Origin of the sequence: Erwinia persicina (genome assembly GCF_019844095.1) — a bacterium.
Lineage (GTDB): Bacteria > Pseudomonadota > Gammaproteobacteria > Enterobacterales > Enterobacteriaceae > Erwinia > Erwinia persicina.
Window position 1 is genome coordinate 476,927 of the sequence record NZ_CP082141.1, and the last position, 16,549, is coordinate 493,475.

General features: G+C 53.3%; 22 protein-coding genes. 11 read left to right on the forward strand and 11 right to left on the reverse strand.

Annotated features, from left to right (window positions below):
• Positions 1 to 33: 33 nt before the first annotated feature.
• From hpf to K6L24_RS02225, 8 genes are read right to left on the reverse strand one after another with little or no spacing between them, the layout of a single operon-like run.
• Positions 34 to 321 (reverse strand): ribosome hibernation promoting factor, encoded by a 288-nt coding sequence (gene hpf, locus K6L24_RS02190; protein WP_062744486.1) that lies wholly within the window; start codon positions 319 to 321, stop codon positions 34 to 36.
• 22 nt (positions 322 to 343) lie between these two features.
• Positions 344 to 1,777: an RNA polymerase factor sigma-54 gene (gene rpoN, locus K6L24_RS02195; protein WP_222681898.1), complete on the reverse strand. Its 1,434-nt coding sequence runs from the start codon at positions 1,775 to 1,777 to the stop codon at positions 344 to 346.
• Positions 1,778 to 1,825: 48 nt separating this feature from the next.
• Positions 1,826 to 2,551, reverse strand: a complete 726-nt coding sequence (lptB, locus tag K6L24_RS02200) for an LPS export ABC transporter ATP-binding protein (RefSeq protein ID WP_062744484.1) — start codon at positions 2,549 to 2,551, stop codon at positions 1,826 to 1,828.
• Between the two features lie 5 nt (positions 2,552 to 2,556).
• Positions 2,557 to 3,105 carry a lipopolysaccharide ABC transporter substrate-binding protein LptA gene (gene lptA / locus K6L24_RS02205; RefSeq protein ID WP_062744483.1) on the reverse strand — a complete coding sequence of 183 codons (549 nt, stop codon included), beginning with the start codon at positions 3,103 to 3,105 and terminating at the stop codon, positions 2,557 to 2,559.
• Positions 3,077 to 3,652, reverse strand: coding sequence for an LPS export ABC transporter periplasmic protein LptC (lptC, locus tag K6L24_RS02210; protein WP_062744482.1), 576 nt, complete (start codon positions 3,650 to 3,652; stop codon positions 3,077 to 3,079). Before lptC ends, lptA begins: the two co-directional genes overlap by 29 nt.
• The gene (gene kdsC, locus K6L24_RS02215) at positions 3,649 to 4,215 is read right to left on the reverse strand and encodes a 3-deoxy-manno-octulosonate-8-phosphatase KdsC (protein ID WP_062744481.1); all 567 of its coding nucleotides are present in this window, start codon (positions 4,213 to 4,215) and stop codon (positions 3,649 to 3,651) included. Before kdsC ends, lptC begins: the two co-directional genes overlap by 4 nt.
• 18 nt (positions 4,216 to 4,233) lie before the next feature.
• Positions 4,234 to 5,220 (reverse strand): arabinose-5-phosphate isomerase KdsD, encoded by a 987-nt coding sequence (kdsD, locus tag K6L24_RS02220; protein WP_062744480.1) that lies wholly within the window; start codon positions 5,218 to 5,220, stop codon positions 4,234 to 4,236.
• Positions 5,221 to 5,235: 15 nt separating this feature from the next.
• Positions 5,236 to 6,216: a calcium/sodium antiporter gene (locus K6L24_RS02225; protein ID WP_062744479.1), complete on the reverse strand. Its 981-nt coding sequence runs from the start codon at positions 6,214 to 6,216 to the stop codon at positions 5,236 to 5,238.
• Between the two features lie 228 nt (positions 6,217 to 6,444).
• On the opposite strand from K6L24_RS02225, the gene mlaF reads away from it, so the two are divergent.
• From mlaF to murA, 7 genes are all read left to right on the forward strand, one after another.
• On the forward strand, positions 6,445 to 7,266 hold the full coding sequence (mlaF, locus tag K6L24_RS02230) for a phospholipid ABC transporter ATP-binding protein MlaF (protein WP_062744478.1): 822 nt from the start codon (positions 6,445 to 6,447) through the stop codon (positions 7,264 to 7,266).
• Positions 7,266 to 8,048 carry a lipid asymmetry maintenance ABC transporter permease subunit MlaE gene (gene mlaE, locus K6L24_RS02235; RefSeq protein ID WP_062744477.1) on the forward strand — a complete coding sequence of 261 codons (783 nt, stop codon included), beginning with the start codon at positions 7,266 to 7,268 and terminating at the stop codon, positions 8,046 to 8,048. The genes mlaF and mlaE overlap by 1 nt, the downstream gene beginning before the upstream one ends.
• Positions 8,049 to 8,052: 4 nt before the next feature.
• Positions 8,053 to 8,613 (forward strand): outer membrane lipid asymmetry maintenance protein MlaD, encoded by a 561-nt coding sequence (mlaD, locus tag K6L24_RS02240; protein WP_062744476.1) that lies wholly within the window; start codon positions 8,053 to 8,055, stop codon positions 8,611 to 8,613.
• Positions 8,613 to 9,248 (forward strand): phospholipid-binding protein MlaC, encoded by a 636-nt coding sequence (gene mlaC, locus K6L24_RS02245; protein WP_062744475.1) that lies wholly within the window; start codon positions 8,613 to 8,615, stop codon positions 9,246 to 9,248. The genes mlaD and mlaC overlap by 1 nt, the downstream gene beginning before the upstream one ends.
• A complete protein-coding gene (gene mlaB / locus K6L24_RS02250; protein WP_062744474.1) occupies positions 9,248 to 9,544 on the forward strand; it encodes a lipid asymmetry maintenance protein MlaB in 297 nt (98 codons plus the stop codon). The genes mlaC and mlaB overlap by 1 nt, the downstream gene beginning before the upstream one ends.
• Positions 9,545 to 9,772: 228 nt before the next feature.
• The gene (gene ibaG / locus K6L24_RS02255; RefSeq protein ID WP_062744541.1) at positions 9,773 to 10,027 is read left to right on the forward strand and encodes a BolA family iron metabolism protein IbaG; all 255 of its coding nucleotides are present in this window, start codon (positions 9,773 to 9,775) and stop codon (positions 10,025 to 10,027) included.
• Positions 10,028 to 10,106: 79 nt separating this feature from the next.
• Positions 10,107 to 11,369 (forward strand): UDP-N-acetylglucosamine 1-carboxyvinyltransferase, encoded by a 1,263-nt coding sequence (gene murA, locus K6L24_RS02260; protein ID WP_062744473.1) that lies wholly within the window; start codon positions 10,107 to 10,109, stop codon positions 11,367 to 11,369.
• A 48-nt stretch (positions 11,370 to 11,417) separates the two neighbouring features.
• On the opposite strand, the gene K6L24_RS02265 is transcribed toward murA, so the two are convergent.
• Both K6L24_RS02265 and ispB read right to left on the reverse strand, forming a co-directional pair.
• The gene (locus tag K6L24_RS02265; RefSeq protein WP_062744472.1) at positions 11,418 to 11,678 is read right to left on the reverse strand and encodes a helix-turn-helix domain-containing protein; all 261 of its coding nucleotides are present in this window, start codon (positions 11,676 to 11,678) and stop codon (positions 11,418 to 11,420) included.
• Positions 11,679 to 11,988: 310 nt separating this feature from the next.
• The gene (gene ispB / locus K6L24_RS02270; protein ID WP_062744471.1) at positions 11,989 to 12,963 is read right to left on the reverse strand and encodes an octaprenyl diphosphate synthase; all 975 of its coding nucleotides are present in this window, start codon (positions 12,961 to 12,963) and stop codon (positions 11,989 to 11,991) included.
• Between the two features lie 255 nt (positions 12,964 to 13,218).
• On the opposite strand from ispB, the gene rplU reads away from it, so the two are divergent.
• The 4 genes from rplU (at position 13,219) to cgtA (ending at position 16,081) form a co-directional block, all read left to right on the forward strand.
• Positions 13,219 to 13,530 carry a 50S ribosomal protein L21 gene (gene rplU, locus K6L24_RS02275; RefSeq protein ID WP_062744470.1) on the forward strand — a complete coding sequence of 104 codons (312 nt, stop codon included), beginning with the start codon at positions 13,219 to 13,221 and terminating at the stop codon, positions 13,528 to 13,530.
• A 15-nt stretch (positions 13,531 to 13,545) separates the two neighbouring features.
• Entirely contained in the window at positions 13,546 to 13,803 is a 258-nt protein-coding gene (gene rpmA / locus K6L24_RS02280) for a 50S ribosomal protein L27 (protein WP_013204035.1), read from the forward strand.
• A 113-nt stretch (positions 13,804 to 13,916) separates the two neighbouring features.
• Positions 13,917 to 14,903 carry a DMT family transporter gene (locus tag K6L24_RS02285; protein WP_062744540.1) on the forward strand — a complete coding sequence of 329 codons (987 nt, stop codon included), beginning with the start codon at positions 13,917 to 13,919 and terminating at the stop codon, positions 14,901 to 14,903.
• Complete coding sequence (gene cgtA, locus K6L24_RS02290; RefSeq protein WP_062744469.1) at positions 14,900 to 16,081, forward strand: Obg family GTPase CgtA; 1,182 nt, start codon at positions 14,900 to 14,902, stop codon at positions 16,079 to 16,081. The genes K6L24_RS02285 and cgtA overlap by 4 nt, the downstream gene beginning before the upstream one ends.
• A gap of 57 nt (positions 16,082 to 16,138) precedes the next feature.
• Here the strand turns inward: cgtA and K6L24_RS02295 are convergent, their stop codons facing one another.
• Positions 16,139 to 16,549, reverse strand: a complete 411-nt coding sequence (locus K6L24_RS02295; RefSeq protein WP_062744539.1) for a hotdog fold thioesterase — start codon at positions 16,547 to 16,549, stop codon at positions 16,139 to 16,141.

Here is a 16,549-nt window from a genome sequence, read left to right on the forward strand (position 1 = left end):
TCATTGCTGAAAAACCATCAATGCATGGTGAATTTAGTGTTGTTTGAGCTTGTCTTTATGTTTATTTAACTGGCGAGTCAGCTTGTCGATCAGCCCATCAATCGCCGCGTACATATCTTTATCTTCCGAGGTGGCGTGCAGCTCCCCGCCGTTCACATGCAGCGTAGCATCTGCAATCTGTGTCACTTTCTCCACTTTCAACACAATATAGACCTGATTAATGCGATCAAAATAATGTTCCAGTTTGGCAAACTTTTCAGTCAAAAATTCGCGCAGTGGTTCGGTGATTTCAACGTGTTGTCCAGTGATATTGAGCTGCATAGTGTCTTCCTTCTCAGTTCGTTCAGACCAGCTGTTTGCGCTGATTTGATGGCGGGATGGATAAAGACTCTCGGTATTTTGCCACAGTGCGCCTTGCGACCATAATTCCCTGTTCGGAAAGCATGGAGGTCAGCTTGCTGTCGCTGAGTGGTTTGACGGGATTCTCCGCCGAGATTAACTTTTTCACCAGCGCACGGATAGCCGTGGATGAGGCTTCGCCTCCGCCCTCGGTGTTGACGTGACTGGAGAAAAAATACTTCAGTTCAAAGATGCCCCGTGGGCTGTGCAGATATTTCTGGGTGGTCACACGGGAAATCGTCGATTCATGCATTTCAACGGCACTGGCGATATCCGCAAGCACCATGGGACGCATATGCTCTTCACCTTGCTCAAAAAAAGCCTGCTGCTGTTCAACGATGCAGCGCGTGACTTTCAGCAGCGTATCGTTACGACTTTCCAGACTTTTTATCAGCCATTTCGCTTCCTGCAGATTACTGCGGATAAACTGCGAATCACTGTCGCTGCGTGAGCTGGAACCTAACGATGCATAGTGCTGGTTGATTTTCAGGCGCGGCACGCTATCTGCATTCAGTTCAACCGTCCAGCGGTTGCTGACTTTGCGGACCAGCACATCAGGGATGACATACTCGGGTTCCTGAGTATTAATCGACTGCCCTGGACGCGGGTCAAGGGTCTGAATTACCTGCATCGCACCTTTTAGCACCTCTTCCTTAAGGCGGGTGACGCGCATCAGACTCCGAAAATCATGATTCGCCAGCAGGTCGAGATGGTCGCTGACAATCAGGCGAGCCTCTTTCAGCAGGGGAAAGTCGGCAGAAAACTGTGAAAGCTGAACCAGCAGACAGTCGCGTAAATCACGCGCACAAACGCCAATCGGATCAAAGCGCTGTACACGTTTCAGCACCGCTTCCACTTCGTCGATAGTCAGGTCGTCGCTGCCCATGCTTTCCAGAATTTCTTCCAGCGAGGCCGTCAGATACCCCGTATCGTCCACCGCATCCACAATCGAGGTGGCGATCGCCCGGTCGGTGTCGGTGAACGGCGTCAGTTCCACCTGCCACATCAGATAATCCTGCAGCGTCTGGGTAGTTTCACCCTGATAGACGGGCAGTTCATCATCGTGATAATCCGTCCCGGTACCGGAGGGGGTCCCTGCGGTATAAATTTCGTCCCAGGTGGCGTCCAGCGGCAGTTCTTCAGGCATGTCCTTCTGTTCCAGCGCTTCCCGGGTATCCAGCGCTTCAGTTTCCTGATATTCGCGGGTATCGACTTCTTCATGAATGTCGGTTTGTTCAAGCAACGGGTTACTTTCCAGCGCCAGCTGAATTTCCTGCTGTAGTTCAAGCGTAGAGAGTTGCAGCAGGCGAATGGCCTGCTGCAACTGTGGCGTCATGGCAAGCTGTTGACTCAGCCTGAGTTGTAAACCTTGCTTCATGTTCAGAGTCTTAATTCCCCAGAAAACCTACCGAATGCAAACACCTTATCAGAGTCTGAACTCTTCGCCCAAATAGACACGCTTAACTTGTTCATCGGCCAGGATCGCTTCCGGGGTGCCGTGGGCGATAAGATGCCCCTGGCTGACGATATAGGCACGCTCACAGACGGCAAGCGTCTCACGGACGTTGTGGTCGGTGATCAGAACCCCCAGGCCACTGTCGCGCAGATGTTCAATGATCTTCTTGATATCAATGACGGAAATCGGATCAACACCCGCAAAGGGCTCATCCAACAGGATGAACTTCGGATTGGCGGCCAGTGCGCGGGCAATCTCTACGCGGCGACGTTCACCGCCGGAAAGTGCCTGGCCCAGGCTGTCACGCAGATGCGCGATATGAAACTCTTCCAGCAGTTCATTCGCGCGGTCTTCGCGCTGTTCGCTGGTAAGATCTTCACGGATCTGCAGTACCGCCATCAGGTTATCAAACACGCTCAGACGACGGAAAATAGACGCTTCCTGTGGCAAATAGCCAATACCCCGACGCGCGCGCGCGTGCAGCGGCAGAATGCTGATATCTTCATCATCAATGATAATGCGGCCGGCATCACGAGGGACAATGCCTACGACCATATAAAACGTCGTGGTTTTACCCGCGCCGTTCGGGCCAAGCAGACCCACGATTTCGCCAGACTTGACCTGCAGGCTGACATCTTCAACCACGCGACGGCCTTTGTATGCCTTCGCCAGGTTTTCCGCAATTAAGGTTGCCATGTTCGTTAGTTACTCTTTTTCTGACCGTTTGACGGTGTGCCTTTGTCCTGCAGCTGTGACGGCACCAGTACGGTAGTGACACGTTTGCCGGAGCTGCCGAAGGCCTGCATTTTTTGCTCTTTCACCAGATAGGTGATGCGGTCGCCTTTGACGTTGCTGTCCAGCTGTTCCAGGTAAGCATTGCCTGTTAATTCCACCAGGTCTTTTGCCAGTTCGTAATGCATTTTTTGCGCATGGCCCTGTACGGGTTTTCCGCTGTCCTGCATCTGGTAAAAGGTCGCCGGGTTGCCGTAGGCATCCACGATGGTTTTATTGCTGTCGCCGCCCGGACGGGTTACCACGACTTTATCCGCCGTAATTTTGATGGTTCCCTGGGTCACAATGACTTTACCGGTAAAGGTGGCCACATTGCCCTGCATATCCAGCGCCTGATTTTCCGAGTCAACGTTGACCGGTTTCTCTGAGTCACCGGTCAGGGCAAAAGCCGGAACGCTCGCCGCGAACAGGAGGGTAGCAGTCAGTAATTTAAGGCTTTTGTTCATTTTGAATTTCATAAGATGTTTTGACCTTTTCAATCAACTCGGCAGTTTTCTTCCGTAAATTTCCACGCATCTTCATACCTGTAGAGTTAAAGCTGCGGCCATAAAGCGTGACCTGATCGTCAGAGGTAACATCCTGCGTCGTCAGGTTGATCTGAGCGTTATCGGTTTTGATACGCTCAAGCTGTGCGTCTTTTGTCAGGCTGTTTACTTCCACATGACCATAAAGATACAACATGCGATCGTTCGTCAGTTTGGCCTTATCCCCCCGTACCGACCAGGTGGGAACCTTATTTTCGTCGTAGGTCGTCATTACCGGGTTATCGAACCAGCTCACTGCGTCGGCTGAAAAATAGGTAACTTTGTCAGAGACCAGCTTATAGCTCAGTGCCCCCGCAGGGTTATAAACGACCGTATGTGAATTATCGCTCATATAGGTCGGTTCATTGTTGTCATTCTTTACCGCGTCGTCATTGTCATCCGTCGCGGTCAGATTCCAGCCAATCAGCACAATGGCGATCAGCGCCAGAATCATCGTTATCCAGCGTCTCGTTTTACTCATACCGACTGCCCTTTGGCCTCATCAAACTTACCCTGTGCAATCAACAGGAGATCGCAAATTTCCCGTACTGCGCCACGGCCACCCGCAATCCGCGTCACATAATCGGCGCGTGGAAGTAAAACGGGATGGGCGTCAGCAACGGTTACGCTCAGGCCGACCTCGGCCATAACCGGCCAGTCAATCAGGTCATCGCCAATATAGGCAACCTGCTCTGCATTGAGTGACAGTGTATCCAGAAGTTCACGGAAGGCCAAAAGCTTATCCGTCTGTCCCTGGTAAAGATGAGTAATCCCCAGTGTGGCACAGCGATCTTCCAGCAGTTTGGCTTTACGGCCGGTAATAATCGCAACCTCAATATCGCTGGTTAGCAGGCAGCGAATGCCATAGCCATCGCGAACATTGAAGGCCTTCAGCTCTTCACCACTGTTGCCCTGGTAAATGATGCCGTCCGACATTACACCGTCCACATCGCAGATCAGCAATTTAATCTTCTGCGCGCGGGAAATGACCTGCTGGCTAACCGGGCCGTAGCAGGTCTCTACGGTGGCTGATGAATCACGCATTGCTCTCGACTTCCTTTGTTAAACGACGCCAGCCCGCAGCATGTCATGCATATGCACCACGCCCAGCAGTGTGTCGCCATCGGCGACCATGACACAGGTAATATTCTTACTCTGCATCAGATTCAATGCATCGACAGCCAGCGTATTGGGCCGGACGCGGATACCGCCCGGCGTCATGACACTTTCAATGCCAGCGTGCTGGATATCGATGCCCATATCAAATACGCGGCGTAAATCCCCGTCGGTAAAAATGCCTTCGATTTTCATTAAATCGTTGCAGATGACCGTCATTCCCATATTTTTACGCGTTATTTCCAGCAATGCATCCCGCAGTGAGGCATCGCGGCTTACGTGCGGCATTTCGCTACCGGAGTGCATAATATCATCAACGCGCAGCAGCAGTTTACGCCCCAGCGCACCGCCAGGGTGGGAGAGTGCGAAATCTTCCGGCGTAAAGCCCCGTGCTTTCAACAGTGCGACGGCCAGGGCATCGCCCATCACCAGGGTTGCCGTCGTGCTGGTGGTCGGAGCCAGCCCCAGCGGACAGGCTTCCTGCGGCACTTTAACACAGAGATGCACATCCGCTGCGCGGCCCATTGCACTTTCCGGCCGCCCTGTCATGCAGATCAGCGTAACCCGCAGGCGTTTCAGCACCGGAATCAGTGCCAGGACTTCAGAGGATTCACCGGAGTTGGATATCGCGATCACCACGTCACTGGCGCTCACCATGCCGAGATCGCCATGGCTGGCTTCCGCAGGATGAACAAAGAAAGCCGGGCTGCCGGTGCTGGCAAAGGTGGCAGCGATCTTTTTCCCTACATGCCCGGATTTACCCATCCCCATCACTACCACTTTACCTGAACAGTGATAGATCAGTTCGCAGGCGCGGGTGAAGTCGTCATTGATGTACTGGTCGAGCTGCTCCAGCCCTTCACGTTCAATTCGCAGTACTTCTTTCCCGGCCTGTTGAAAGTCAAAGTCGGGATGGGCAGTGATATGCACCATAATTTTCCAGTCCTTTTACCAGAAGGTCACTGAGGGGAAGCCGTAAAGCATCCCTACCCAGACGATAAATCCGCACAGCAACAACGCGCCAGCCAGCCGACCAATGCGGCGACTGCGCTGCAAACAGATCAGAGTAAAGATGGCACTGACACCGAGCATTACCCAATAGTCACGGGCAAAGATAGCGGGGTCGAGTGTACCGGGGTGGATCAGCGCCGGGAGACCCAGCACAATCGCGGTATTATAGATGTTAGAACCAATCAGATTACCGATGGCGATATCATCTTCGCCTTTTAATGCGCCGGCGATGACGGTGGCCAGTTCAGGCAGGCTGGTGCCTACCGAAATGATCGTCAGACCAATGACCAGTTCACTGACGCCAAAATAGTCAGCGATGACCGTGGCGTTGTCGATCACCATCCGCGTGGACATTGGCAGCACAATCAGCGCGACCGCCAGCCACAGGAAGGCGACGGTATTACCGACTTCGTCGCGGGGCAGTTCAGCCAGTTGCTCACGCGTCAGCGAATCGTTGTTGTCGCGTTCAGCCCGGCGGGCAATTTTGATGATGAACCAGAGATAGAGTGCCGCGATAGCGATCAGGGCCAGGCCATCGTTACGGCTCAGTTCATTATCGAACAGCGTCACGCCGCACAGCAGGGTGACCAGCAGCATCAGCGGCAGTTCACGGCGCACCAGGTTCGAATGCACGCTTAAGGGATGGAGGAGTGCCGCGCCTCCCAATATCAACAAAATATTGGTAATATTCGACCCCATCGCGGTCCCCACTGCGATATCCATCTGTCCGTGCGAGGCGGCAGAGAAAGAGACGATCAATTCAGGCAGTGAAGTTCCGATCCCCACGACCGTCATCCCGATGATCAGCGGCGGGATGCCGACAGAACGACATAAGATGGCGGCGCTAAACACCAGACGATCGGCTCCATAAACCAGTAAGACTAAACCGATAATCAGTAGTGCTGTAGCGACGAGCATGAAGTGTCCTTTTAGTGAGGTAATATCGTCAAAGACGGGTAGCGGCAATGAAATCAGGCAAGGTTATTTTAGTGGCCATGATTTTGACGATCTCAGGACAAAAAGTAAAACTTATGGCAGCTTTAGCTACGCAACAGAGGTAAGTTTCTGTAAAAATGCCCGGTCCGAGGGTTAATACGTTACCATCGGGAGTAAATTAATCGTCTTAGAATAGAGGTCGAGGTAACTATGAGCCAGACGGAGATGAATCTGGTGGATGTCCAGGGGGTGAGTTTTTCCCGTGGCAACCGGCTGATTTTCGATAACATCTCGCTTACGGTGCCCAAAGGAAAAGTTACCGCTATCATGGGGCCATCCGGCATTGGTAAAACCACGTTACTGCGGCTTATTGGGGGGCAAATCCCGCCCGATAGTGGCCAGATCTGGTTTAACGGTGAGAATATCCCGACGCTTTCCCGTTCGCGGCTTTATGAGGCGCGAAAAAAAATGAGTATGCTGTTCCAGTCTGGGGCCTTATTTACCGATTTAACGGTGTTTGACAACGTGGCATGGCCGTTACGGGAACACTCCAGGTTACCGCTGCCGTTATTGAACAGCACGGTGATGATGAAACTGGAGGCCGTTGGGTTACGGGGGGCGGCGAACCTCAAGCCCTCTGAACTTTCAGGCGGTATGGCGCGGCGTGCTGCGCTGGCGCGGGCTATCGCGCTGGAACCCGATCTCATCATGTTCGACGAACCGTTTGTGGGGCAGGATCCCATTACTATGGGCGTGCTGGTCAAATTAATCGATGAGCTGAATCACGCTTTAGGCGTCACCTGTATTGTGGTGTCTCACGACGTACCTGAAGTGCTCAGTATTGCTGACTACGCGTATATCATTGCCGATCAAAAAGTGATTGCGCAGGGCACCGCGCCTGAATTACGTGAAAATAACGATGCCCGTGTTCGACAGTTTATTGATGGCATTGCCGATGGGCCAGTGCCGTTCCGCTTCCCGGCAGGGGATTATCTGCAAGACTTGGTCGGCTCAGGGAGGGGGAAAGAGTGATGTTTATACGCGCACTGGCATCACTGGGGCGACAAGGGATTAACACCTGTGCCTCCTTCGGCCGCGCAGGATTAATGTTATTCCATGCGTTATTTGGCATTCCCCGCTTTCGTAAACATACGCCGTTGCTGATAAAACAGTTATACAGCGTTGGTGTGCTGTCGTTACTGATTGTCGTGGTGTCAGGATTGTTCATCGGGATGGTGCTGGGGCTGCAAGGCTATCTGGTGTTGAAAACCTACAGCGCCGAAACCAGCCTGGGAATGATGGTGGCGATATCCCTGCTACGCGAACTGGGGCCCGTGGTCACCGCGCTGCTGTTTGCCGGACGCGCCGGATCGGCGTTGACCGCTGAAATTGGTTTGATGAAGGCCACCGAACAGCTTTCCAGTATGGAAATGATGGCCGTTGACCCCTTGCGTCGCATCATCTCGCCGCGTTTCTGGGCCGGGGTGATCAGTATGCCGCTGCTGACCCTGATTTTTGTCGCGGTAGGCATTCTGGGCGGTGGGCTGGTGGGGGTGAGCTGGAAGGGGATCGATCCCGGGTTCTTCTGGTCAGCGATGCAGAATGCGGTCGATCTGCGTACCGATATTATTAACTGCGTGATCAAAAGTGCCGTGTTCGCGGTGACCGTGACCTGGATTGCGCTGTTTAACGGCTATGACGCCATTCCGACCTCTGAAGGGATCAGTCGGGCAACGACGCGTACCGTAGTACATGCTTCACTGGCTGTGCTCGGTCTGGATTTTGTGCTTACGGCACTGATGTTTGGGAACTGATTCGATGCAAACGAAAAAAAGCGAAATTTGGGTAGGTGCCTTTTTAATGCTGGCGCTGTGCGCGATTATTTTTCTCTGTCTGCGCGTGGCTGACCTTAAATCACTTGGTAATGAGCCCACCTGGAAGCTCTATGCGACTTTCGATAATATCGGTGGGCTGAAAGCCGGTTCACCGGTGAAAGTGGGGGGGGTGGTGATCGGTCGTGTGGTGGATATCAGTCTCGATCCGAAAAATTACTCACCCAAAGTCACCATGGATATTGAAGATAAGTACAACAATATTCCTGATACCAGTTCACTCGCGGTGCGAACGTCCGGTCTTTTGGGTGAGCAATATCTTGCCATGAATATCGGTTTTGACGACCCGGAAATGGGCACTGCTACACTGAAAGATGGCGGTACCATTCAGGACACGAAATCCGCCATGGTACTGGAAGATCTGATAGGTCAGTTCCTGTACAAAAGTGGCAGTGGTGATGATAAAGACAAAAATGCAGCTGCATCTGACGAACAGCCAGCTTCAGAGCCTGCACCGGCAGCGAACAATTCAGGAGAGGTCAAATAATGTTTAAACGTTTACTGATGGTTGCGATGCTGATCGTCGCACCACTGGCGGCAAATGCAGCGGCGGATCAAACCGACCCCTATAAATTAATGGGTGAGGCTGCGGAAAAAACCTTTACGCGCCTTAAAACGGAACAACCTAAAATCAAGCAGGATCCGAACTATCTGCGTCAGATCGTTCGTGAAGAACTGTTGCCGTATGTGCAGATTAAATATGCTGGTGCGCTGGTGCTGGGCCGCTACTACAAAGAGGCTACGCCTGCACAGCGTGAGGCTTATTTCAAAGCCTTCGGTGATTACCTGGCCCAGGCATACGGTCAGGCACTGGCCATGTATAACGGACAGACTTACCAGATCGCCCCCGCGCAGCCCCTGGGCGATGCCAATATTATTGCCATTCGTGTCACCATCATCGACCCGAACGGGCGTCCACCGGTCCGTCTGGACTTCCAGTGGCGTAAAAACAGTGTGAGCAACCACTGGCAGGCGTACGACATGATCGCTGAAGGCGTCAGCATGATCACCACGAAACAGAATGAGTGGAGTGATATCCTGCGCAAGAAAGGCATTGATGGATTAACAGAACAGCTGAAATCCTATGCTAACCAGCCGATTACTCTTAATAAGCAGTCGTAATGAGCGATCAACTGCGTTGGGAGGTGGAGTCGGATATTCTGCGCCTCTCGGGAGAACTGGAGCGCGAAACGCTGTTACCCCTCTGGCAACAGCGTGATGCGGTGATGCAGTGGGTTGAGACGATTGATGTCTCCGGACTGGAGCGCGTTGACTCTGGTGGGCTGGCTTTGCTGGTCCACCTGCGGCAGATTGCCATACAGCGGGGACGGGTTCCCCGGTTTACCGGCATTACCGACAAGCTCCGTTCGTTGATCACGCTGTACAACTTGCAGAAAATTATCCCGGGCAGTGAGTAAATCACTGCCGCAGGTGTTTCCCGCCAGACCTCAGCGGAACTTCATGAGTTTGCTCATTTTTCCTTCAGGAACCGGCTCCCCGGTTCCTTCCTCCCTGTACTGTCTGAGTGGTTATCCCATCCCGTTTACACTTTTTCTCTTACCGCAGGCATTTTTTGCTTGTTTAAGAGTGGGGCGGATTCCACTAAGATGTGTGCCTGTTTAATATCAAGTGAATTTGAAAACATCATGGAAAATAGTGAAATTCAGTCCGTGCTGATGGGCGCGTTACCGCTGCAGGAAGTCCACGTAACGGGTGATGGCAGCCATTTCCAGGTTATCGCCGTGGGTGAGCTGTTTGGTGAGTTGAGCCGCGTTAAGAAACAGCAGACGGTTTACGCCCCCCTGATGGCATATATTGCGGATAATCGCATTCATGCGGTATCCATCAAGACTTACACCCCTGAAGAGTGGGCGCGCGACCGTAAGCTAAACGGTTTCTAAGCTGTGCAGAGTATGTCTCGCCTCGCGGGGTGAGCGTCTGTGCAGCAGATTTTTTGACTGACAACAGAGAGCAGTTGCAATGGATAAATTTCGTGTACAGGGTCCGACCCGACTGAGTGGTGAAGTCACAATCTCCGGCGCTAAAAATGCCGCATTGCCGATCCTGTTCGCTGCTTTGCTGGCTGAAGAGCCGGTAGAGATTCAGAATGTCCCGAAACTGAAAGACATCGATACCACCATGAAACTGCTCAGTCAGTTGGGTGTGAAAGCGGAACGCAATGGTTCCGTGCATCTGGATGCCAGTGACGTCAATATTTTCTGTGCGCCTTATGACCTGGTGAAAACCATGCGGGCTTCTATCTGGGCTCTGGGGCCGCTGGTGGCACGTTTTGGTCAGGGACAGGTATCACTGCCTGGTGGTTGTGCGATCGGTGCCCGTCCGGTCGATCTGCATATTACCGGTCTGGAACAGCTTGGCGCAGAGATTAAGCTGGAAGAGGGCTATGTGAAGGCCTCCGTCGATGGCCGCCTGAAAGGGGCACATATCGTGATGGATAAGGTCAGCGTTGGCGCGACGGTGACCATCATGAGTGCCGCGACGCTGGCAACCGGTACCACGATTATTGAGAACGCCGCGCGTGAGCCGGAAATCGTCGATACCGCCAACTTCCTCAACACCCTGGGAGCCAAAATCACTGGCGCAGGCAGCGATCGCATTACCATTGAGGGCGTAGAGCGCCTGGGCGGTGGTGTCTATCGCGTGTTGCCTGACCGCATTGAAACCGGTACGTTCCTGGTGGCCGCTGCCATTTCCGGCGGCAAGGTTGTCTGCCGTGCGGCCCAGCCAGATACACTGGATGCGGTACTGGCCAAACTGCGCGAAGCGGGCGCCGAAATCGAAGTGGGCAGCGACTGGATCAGTCTGGACATGCACGGTAAACGGCCTAAAGCGGTTAACCTGCGCACGGCACCTCATCCTGGCTTCCCCACCGATATGCAGGCGCAGTTCAGCCTGTTGAATCTGGTGGCGGAAGGGACGGGAGTGATCACGGAAACCATCTTCGAAAACCGATTCATGCATGTACCTGAACTGGTTCGCATGGGCGCTCACGGTGAGATTGAAAGCAACACGCTGATTTGCCATGGCGTAGAGAAACTGTCCGGTGCCCAGGTGATGGCGACCGATCTCCGTGCCTCAGCCAGTCTGGTGCTGGCAGGTTGTATTGCGGAAGGCACGACCGTGGTCGACCGTATTTACCATATTGACCGGGGATATGAGCATATCGAAGACAAGCTGATTGCTCTCGGGGCCAATATTCAGCGCGTCAGCGGCGAAGAGTAACTTTTTCTGCCATGAAACGAGGGCCGGTAGCGAATACCGGCCCTTTTTTTATCCTCGCATCAGTTTTTTACGATCGATAAGTTGGTGCGTTACCGGGTCGTAATAGCGGCTGGGCCAGATCTCTGCGGGGTGTACGTTCAGCGCATCAGCGATTATCCATTCCCCTTTCGGCCACGGACGACACAGCGTATTCGCGAGCGTTGAAGAGCTTAAGCCCGCCAGTCGCGACTGAGCCGCCAGGGTGGTGCCTTTTTTGCGTAGCGCGGCGATGATATCGGCAGGATGCCAGTCTTGTGGGGTTTGTTTCATGTGCTTATCCTCCATGTGCACTTTTCTCAGACGGTGGCAGCATGTTGCCAGTGCCAGCCTGTTGTCGGTATTTCCTGGTAAACCGACGGGTTATAATTTGCTATAACAGGATTTTTTTAGCAAGTTCTTTCCATTAAGTTCCAGTTAATTTTGAATGTAAGATGCTTTTTTGCGTAACGCTACGCAAAACAGGGAGCTCTTTAACAAGATGATTTCAGCCAGACGGGGGAGAGAGACGATTTCTGGACAGGCCAGGACAGATAAAAAAAGGAAAGCGCGGCCTGCCGCACTTTCCTCATTGTATCAGTGGTTAAAACTCGCGCTGAACGGACATATGTGCAATCGCTTCGAGCGCACTGCGCCACGGTGATTCAGGCAGGATTTTTAGCGCGGCAATGGCTTTATCCGCCTCCTGCTCTGCCGCACTCCGCGTCCATTCCAGTGAGCCACACTGGCGCATCGCTTCCAGAACGGGTTCCAGTAAATGACGACCGTTACCGTCTTCGATAGCAGAACGGATCAGGCTGGCCTGTTCCGGCGTTCCGTTACGCATGGCGTGAAGCAGAGGCAGGGTCGGTTTCCCTTCACTCAGGTCATCACCGACATTTTTACCCAGCGTTTTGCCATCGGCGCTGTAATCCAGCAGATCGTCAATAAGCTGGAATGCTGTGCCAATGAAACGGCCGTAATCCTGCAATGCCTGCTCCTGAGCTTCGCTGGCACCCGCCAGAATGGCAGATGACTGCGCTGCCGCTTCGAACAGACGTGCGGTTTTGCTGTAAATGACCCGCATGTAGCTCTCTTCCGTGATATCCGGGTCGTTGCAGTTCATCAACTGCAGAACTTCGCCTTCTGCAATCACGTTGACCGCTTCCGACATCAGTGCCAGCACTCTCAGCGAGCCGAGGCTGGTCATCATCTGGAAGGCGCGCGTGTAGATAAAGTCACCAACCAGCACGCTGGCAGCGTTGCCAAAAGCCGCGTTAGCGGTGGCTTTACCGCGACGCATATCTGACTCGTCCACGACGTCATCGTGCAGGAGCGTCGCGGTGTGAATAAATTCAATCAGTGCCGCGACCGTGATGTGCTGTTTACCGTCATAATTATTGATGGCGCGGGCTGCAAGCACCGCGATCATCGGACGAATGCGCTTACCTCCGCCGCTGATAATGTAATAGCCCAGCTGATTGATGAGGGATACATCCGAGTTCAGCTGGTCGAGTATTGTCGCATTGACGTCCGCCATATCTTGCGCGGTGAGTTCGTTTATCTGTTCTAAGTTCATCAGTCTGTTCAGCTATCGCTCAGTTCGCTGCTATGATAAGCGCCTTTACCCGTGCCGGTGGCATGAAATGTATGACAGATTGTACTGCAAAAACGCGGCGGTGAAACGCCCCCATTCATGTTGCGTTTTTTTTCTGCAATACAGCGCAACAGACACTTGTCTTTACCGAGGAAGTTGCGTAGAATTCGCGCCCTATTGTGAATATTTATAGCGCAGCCTGAAATCAAAGAAGGCAAGCGCGAGAGCGGAGTTTATATGTACGCTGTTTTCCAAAGTGGTGGTAAACAACACCGAGTAAGCGAAGGCCAGACCATTCGCCTGGAAAAGCTGGACATCGCAACCGGCGAAGTCGTTGAATTCGACCAGGTTCTGATGATTGCCAATGGCGAAGACGTTCAAATCGGCGCGCCTTTAGTTTCAGGCGGCGTGATCAAAGCGGAAATCGTAGCTCACGGTCGTGGCGACAAAATCAAGATTGTTAAGTTCCGTCGCCGTAAGCATTACCGTAAGCAGCAGGGTCACCGTCAGTGGTTCACTGATGTGAAGATCACTGGCATCAGCGCATAACAGGAGATCTGAAAAATGGCACATAAGAAAGCTGGTGGCTCGACCCGTAACGGTCGCGACTCCAATGCAAAACGTCTGGGCGTAAAACGTTTCGGCGGCGAATCTGTACTGGCTGGTAGCATCATCGTTCGTCAGCGTGGCACTAAATTCCACGCGGGCACCAACGTAGGCTGCGGTCGTGACCACACCCTGTTTGCTACTGCAAACGGCAAGGTCCAATTCGAAGTTAAAGGCCCGAACAACCGTAAGTACATCAGCATCGTTGCTGAGTAATTAGGTTTTCGTGCCGCGGAACGGCTTTCACGTCGTTCACTGCTGCGAAAAGAGAAGCCCCGCACTAGACTGCGGGGCTTTTTACATTCTGTCAGGGAACACCGATGTCAGCGATCAAACAGCAGGCAGGAATGGGCATTGCGCTTGCGCTGGTGACCGCTATGAGCTGGGGTTCATTACCGATTGCCATGAAAGTGGTGCTGCAGGTAATGGATCCGTTCACCGTCGTGTTCTACCGCTTTTCCTTTGCTGCTTTAGGCCTGGGCACGATCCTGGCGCTGAAGCGACAGCTGCCGCCGCGTGATTTTTTTCGACATCCGCGCTGGCTGGTGTGGATTGTCGTTGCCACCGCCGGACTGGTGGGTAACTTCGTGTTGTTTGGCTCTTCGTTGCAGTATCTCAGCCCTACAGCCTCACAGGTGATCGCCCAACTGGCTCCGCCAGGCATGATGCTGGCCAGCGTCTTTATCCTGAAAGAGAAGATGCGGGGCAGCCAGGTGATTGGCGTAGCCATGCTACTCTGCGGACTGGTAATGTTTTTTAATACCAGCCTGGTAGAAATCTTTACCCGCCTGACCGATTACACCTGGGGTGTGATCCTCGGCATCAGTGCGGCGCTGGTCTGGGTCATCTATGGTGTGACGCAAAAAATATTACTGCGTCGACTGGGCTCGCAGCAGATCCTGTTTTTGCTGTACACTTTATGTGCAGTGACGTTATTGCCTTTGGCTCATCTTGAACTGATAGGGCAATTAGATAGCTGGCAACTGGGCTGTCTGATTTTTTGTGTGCTCAATACCCTCGTGGGATATGGCGCACTGGCGGAAGCCTACGCACGCTGGCAGGCGGCGCAGGTCAGCGCAATTGTGACGCTGACGCCACTGTTTACTCTGCTGTTTTCAGAATTTTTATCGCTTGGCTGGCCCGACTTTTTTGCGATTCCGCAGCTCAATACCTTAGGGTTTGTCGGCGCAATTGTTGTGGTGTCAGGCGCCATGTTTTCCGCAATTGGTCATCGCTTATGGCCACGGCGGAGCAATCCCGTACCGGTGCCATCTGCATCGGGCCACGGGCGTATGAGTGACGGAGAAGTAAAATGAAGTTTGTTGATGAAGCGACGATTCTGGTAGTGGCTGGCGATGGCGGTAATGGCTGCGTGAGCTTCCGTCGTGAGAAATATATTCCGCGCGGTGGCCCGGACGGCGGTGATGGTGGTGATGGCGGCGATGTCTATATGCAGGCCGATGAAAACCTCAATACCCTGATCGATTACCGCTTTGAAAAATCCTTCCGTGCGGAACGCGGGCAGAACGGTCAGAGCCGTGACTGTACCGGTAAGCGTGGTGTCGATATCGTGGTCAAGGTGCCTGTCGGAACCCGTATTATTGACCAGGGCACCGGTGAAACCCTTGGCGATATGACGCACCATCAGCAAAAGATGATGGTCGCAAAAGGCGGCTGGCACGGTCTGGGTAACACCCGTTTCAAGTCATCCGTAAACCGTACCCCTCGCCAGAAAACCATGGGTACGCCGGGCGAAAAGCGCGATCTGCAGCTGGAGCTGATGCTGCTGGCCGATGTCGGTATGCTCGGTCTTCCCAACGCGGGTAAATCGACCTTTATCCGTGCGGTTTCCGCGGCCAAGCCAAAAGTGGCTGACTATCCGTTTACTACCCTGGTGCCAAGCCTTGGCGTAGTGCGTATGGACAGCGAGCAGAGCTTCGTCGTGGCCGATATTCCAGGGTTGATTGAAGGCGCTTCGGACGGTGCCGGTCTGGGGATCCGTTTCCTGAAGCACCTTGAGCGTTGCCGCGTGCTGCTGCACACCATTGACCTTGCTCCGATTGATGAAAGCGATCCGATTGAGAACGCGCGCATTATCCTGGGTGAACTGGAAAAATACAGCGATAAGCTGTTCCAGAAGCCACGCTGGCTGGTATTTAACAAGGTTGATCTGCTGGATCAGGAAGAAGCGGAAGCGCGGGCTAAAGCGATTGCTGATGCTTTAGGCTGGACGGAGAAATATTATCTGATCTCGGCGGCTAACCGCTCTGGTGTTAACGCGCTGTGCTGGGATCTGATGTCCTTTATCAATGCCAACCCGAAAGAAGCCGAACTGGAAGCGAAACAGCCAGAGAAAGTGGAATTCATGTGGGATGACTATCACCGTCAGCAACTGGAAGAGACACAGCCTGAAGTTGAAGACGAAGATGATGACTGGGATGACGACTGGGACGAAGACGACGAAGAAGGTGTCGAAACGGTCTATCAGCGTTAATCGACGCGAAAAAACGGGATGCCTCTGGCGTCCCGTTTTACTTTTCGGCGTACAGAATCAGCCAATGATGGCGGTGGTGAGCCGGGCCATACAGCATAGCTGATCCTGACCGTTAACGATCTCAATCTGCCACACCTGATTCAGGCTGCCGCGATGCAGCGCGCGACAGATACCGCGAACCGTTCCGCTGTAAACCGCGCGCAGATGGCTGGCACTGACTTCAATCCCGACTACGTTCTGTCCCGGTTGCGAACAGAGCCATCCCGCCATGGATCCCAGCGATTCTGCCAGCGCGACAGAAGCACCACCGTGCAGCAGTCCAAAAGGCTGCTGTGTCCGGGCATCCATCGGCATGGTGGCTTCAAGCCAGTCCGCTTCCAGACGGGTAAAGACCATTCCCAGACCTGCAATAAGAGTACCTTCAGCCATCTTATTCAGTTCTGCCAGGCTGCTTTGCCGTTTCCACAT

Excerpts from the sequence above, each read along its gene's own strand:
- hpf (WP_062744486.1), bottom strand. The coding sequence starts at position 321 with ATGCAGCTCAATATCACTGGACAACACGTTGAAATCACCGAACCACTG.
- rpoN (WP_222681898.1), bottom strand. The coding sequence starts at position 1,777 with ATGAAGCAAGGTTTACAACTCAGGCTGAGTCAACAGCTTGCCATGACG.
- lptB (WP_062744484.1), bottom strand. The coding sequence starts at position 2,551 with ATGGCAACCTTAATTGCGGAAAACCTGGCGAAGGCATACAAAGGCCGT.
- lptA (WP_062744483.1), bottom strand. The coding sequence starts at position 3,105 with ATGAAATTCAAAATGAACAAAAGCCTTAAATTACTGACTGCTACCCTC.
- lptC (WP_062744482.1), bottom strand. The coding sequence starts at position 3,652 with ATGAGTAAAACGAGACGCTGGATAACGATGATTCTGGCGCTGATCGCC.
- kdsC (WP_062744481.1), bottom strand. The coding sequence starts at position 4,215 with ATGCGTGATTCATCAGCCACCGTAGAGACCTGCTACGGCCCGGTTAGC.
- kdsD (WP_062744480.1), bottom strand. The coding sequence starts at position 5,220 with ATGGTGCATATCACTGCCCATCCCGACTTTGACTTTCAACAGGCCGGG.
- K6L24_RS02225 (WP_062744479.1), bottom strand. The coding sequence starts at position 6,216 with ATGCTCGTCGCTACAGCACTACTGATTATCGGTTTAGTCTTACTGGTT.
- mlaF (WP_062744478.1), top strand. The coding sequence starts at position 6,445 with ATGAGCCAGACGGAGATGAATCTGGTGGATGTCCAGGGGGTGAGTTTT.
- mlaE (WP_062744477.1), top strand. The coding sequence starts at position 7,266 with ATGTTTATACGCGCACTGGCATCACTGGGGCGACAAGGGATTAACACC.
- mlaD (WP_062744476.1), top strand. The coding sequence starts at position 8,053 with ATGCAAACGAAAAAAAGCGAAATTTGGGTAGGTGCCTTTTTAATGCTG.
- mlaC (WP_062744475.1), top strand. The coding sequence starts at position 8,613 with ATGTTTAAACGTTTACTGATGGTTGCGATGCTGATCGTCGCACCACTG.
- mlaB (WP_062744474.1), top strand. The coding sequence starts at position 9,248 with ATGAGCGATCAACTGCGTTGGGAGGTGGAGTCGGATATTCTGCGCCTC.
- ibaG (WP_062744541.1), top strand. The coding sequence starts at position 9,773 with ATGGAAAATAGTGAAATTCAGTCCGTGCTGATGGGCGCGTTACCGCTG.
- murA (WP_062744473.1), top strand. The coding sequence starts at position 10,107 with ATGGATAAATTTCGTGTACAGGGTCCGACCCGACTGAGTGGTGAAGTC.
- K6L24_RS02265 (WP_062744472.1), bottom strand. The coding sequence starts at position 11,678 with ATGAAACAAACCCCACAAGACTGGCATCCTGCCGATATCATCGCCGCG.
- ispB (WP_062744471.1), bottom strand. The coding sequence starts at position 12,963 with ATGAACTTAGAACAGATAAACGAACTCACCGCGCAAGATATGGCGGAC.
- rplU (WP_062744470.1), top strand. The coding sequence starts at position 13,219 with ATGTACGCTGTTTTCCAAAGTGGTGGTAAACAACACCGAGTAAGCGAA.
- rpmA (WP_013204035.1), top strand. The coding sequence starts at position 13,546 with ATGGCACATAAGAAAGCTGGTGGCTCGACCCGTAACGGTCGCGACTCC.
- cgtA (WP_062744469.1), top strand. The coding sequence starts at position 14,900 with ATGAAGTTTGTTGATGAAGCGACGATTCTGGTAGTGGCTGGCGATGGC.
- K6L24_RS02295 (WP_062744539.1), bottom strand. The coding sequence starts at position 16,549 with ATGTGGAAACGGCAAAGCAGCCTGGCAGAACTGAATAAGATGGCTGAA.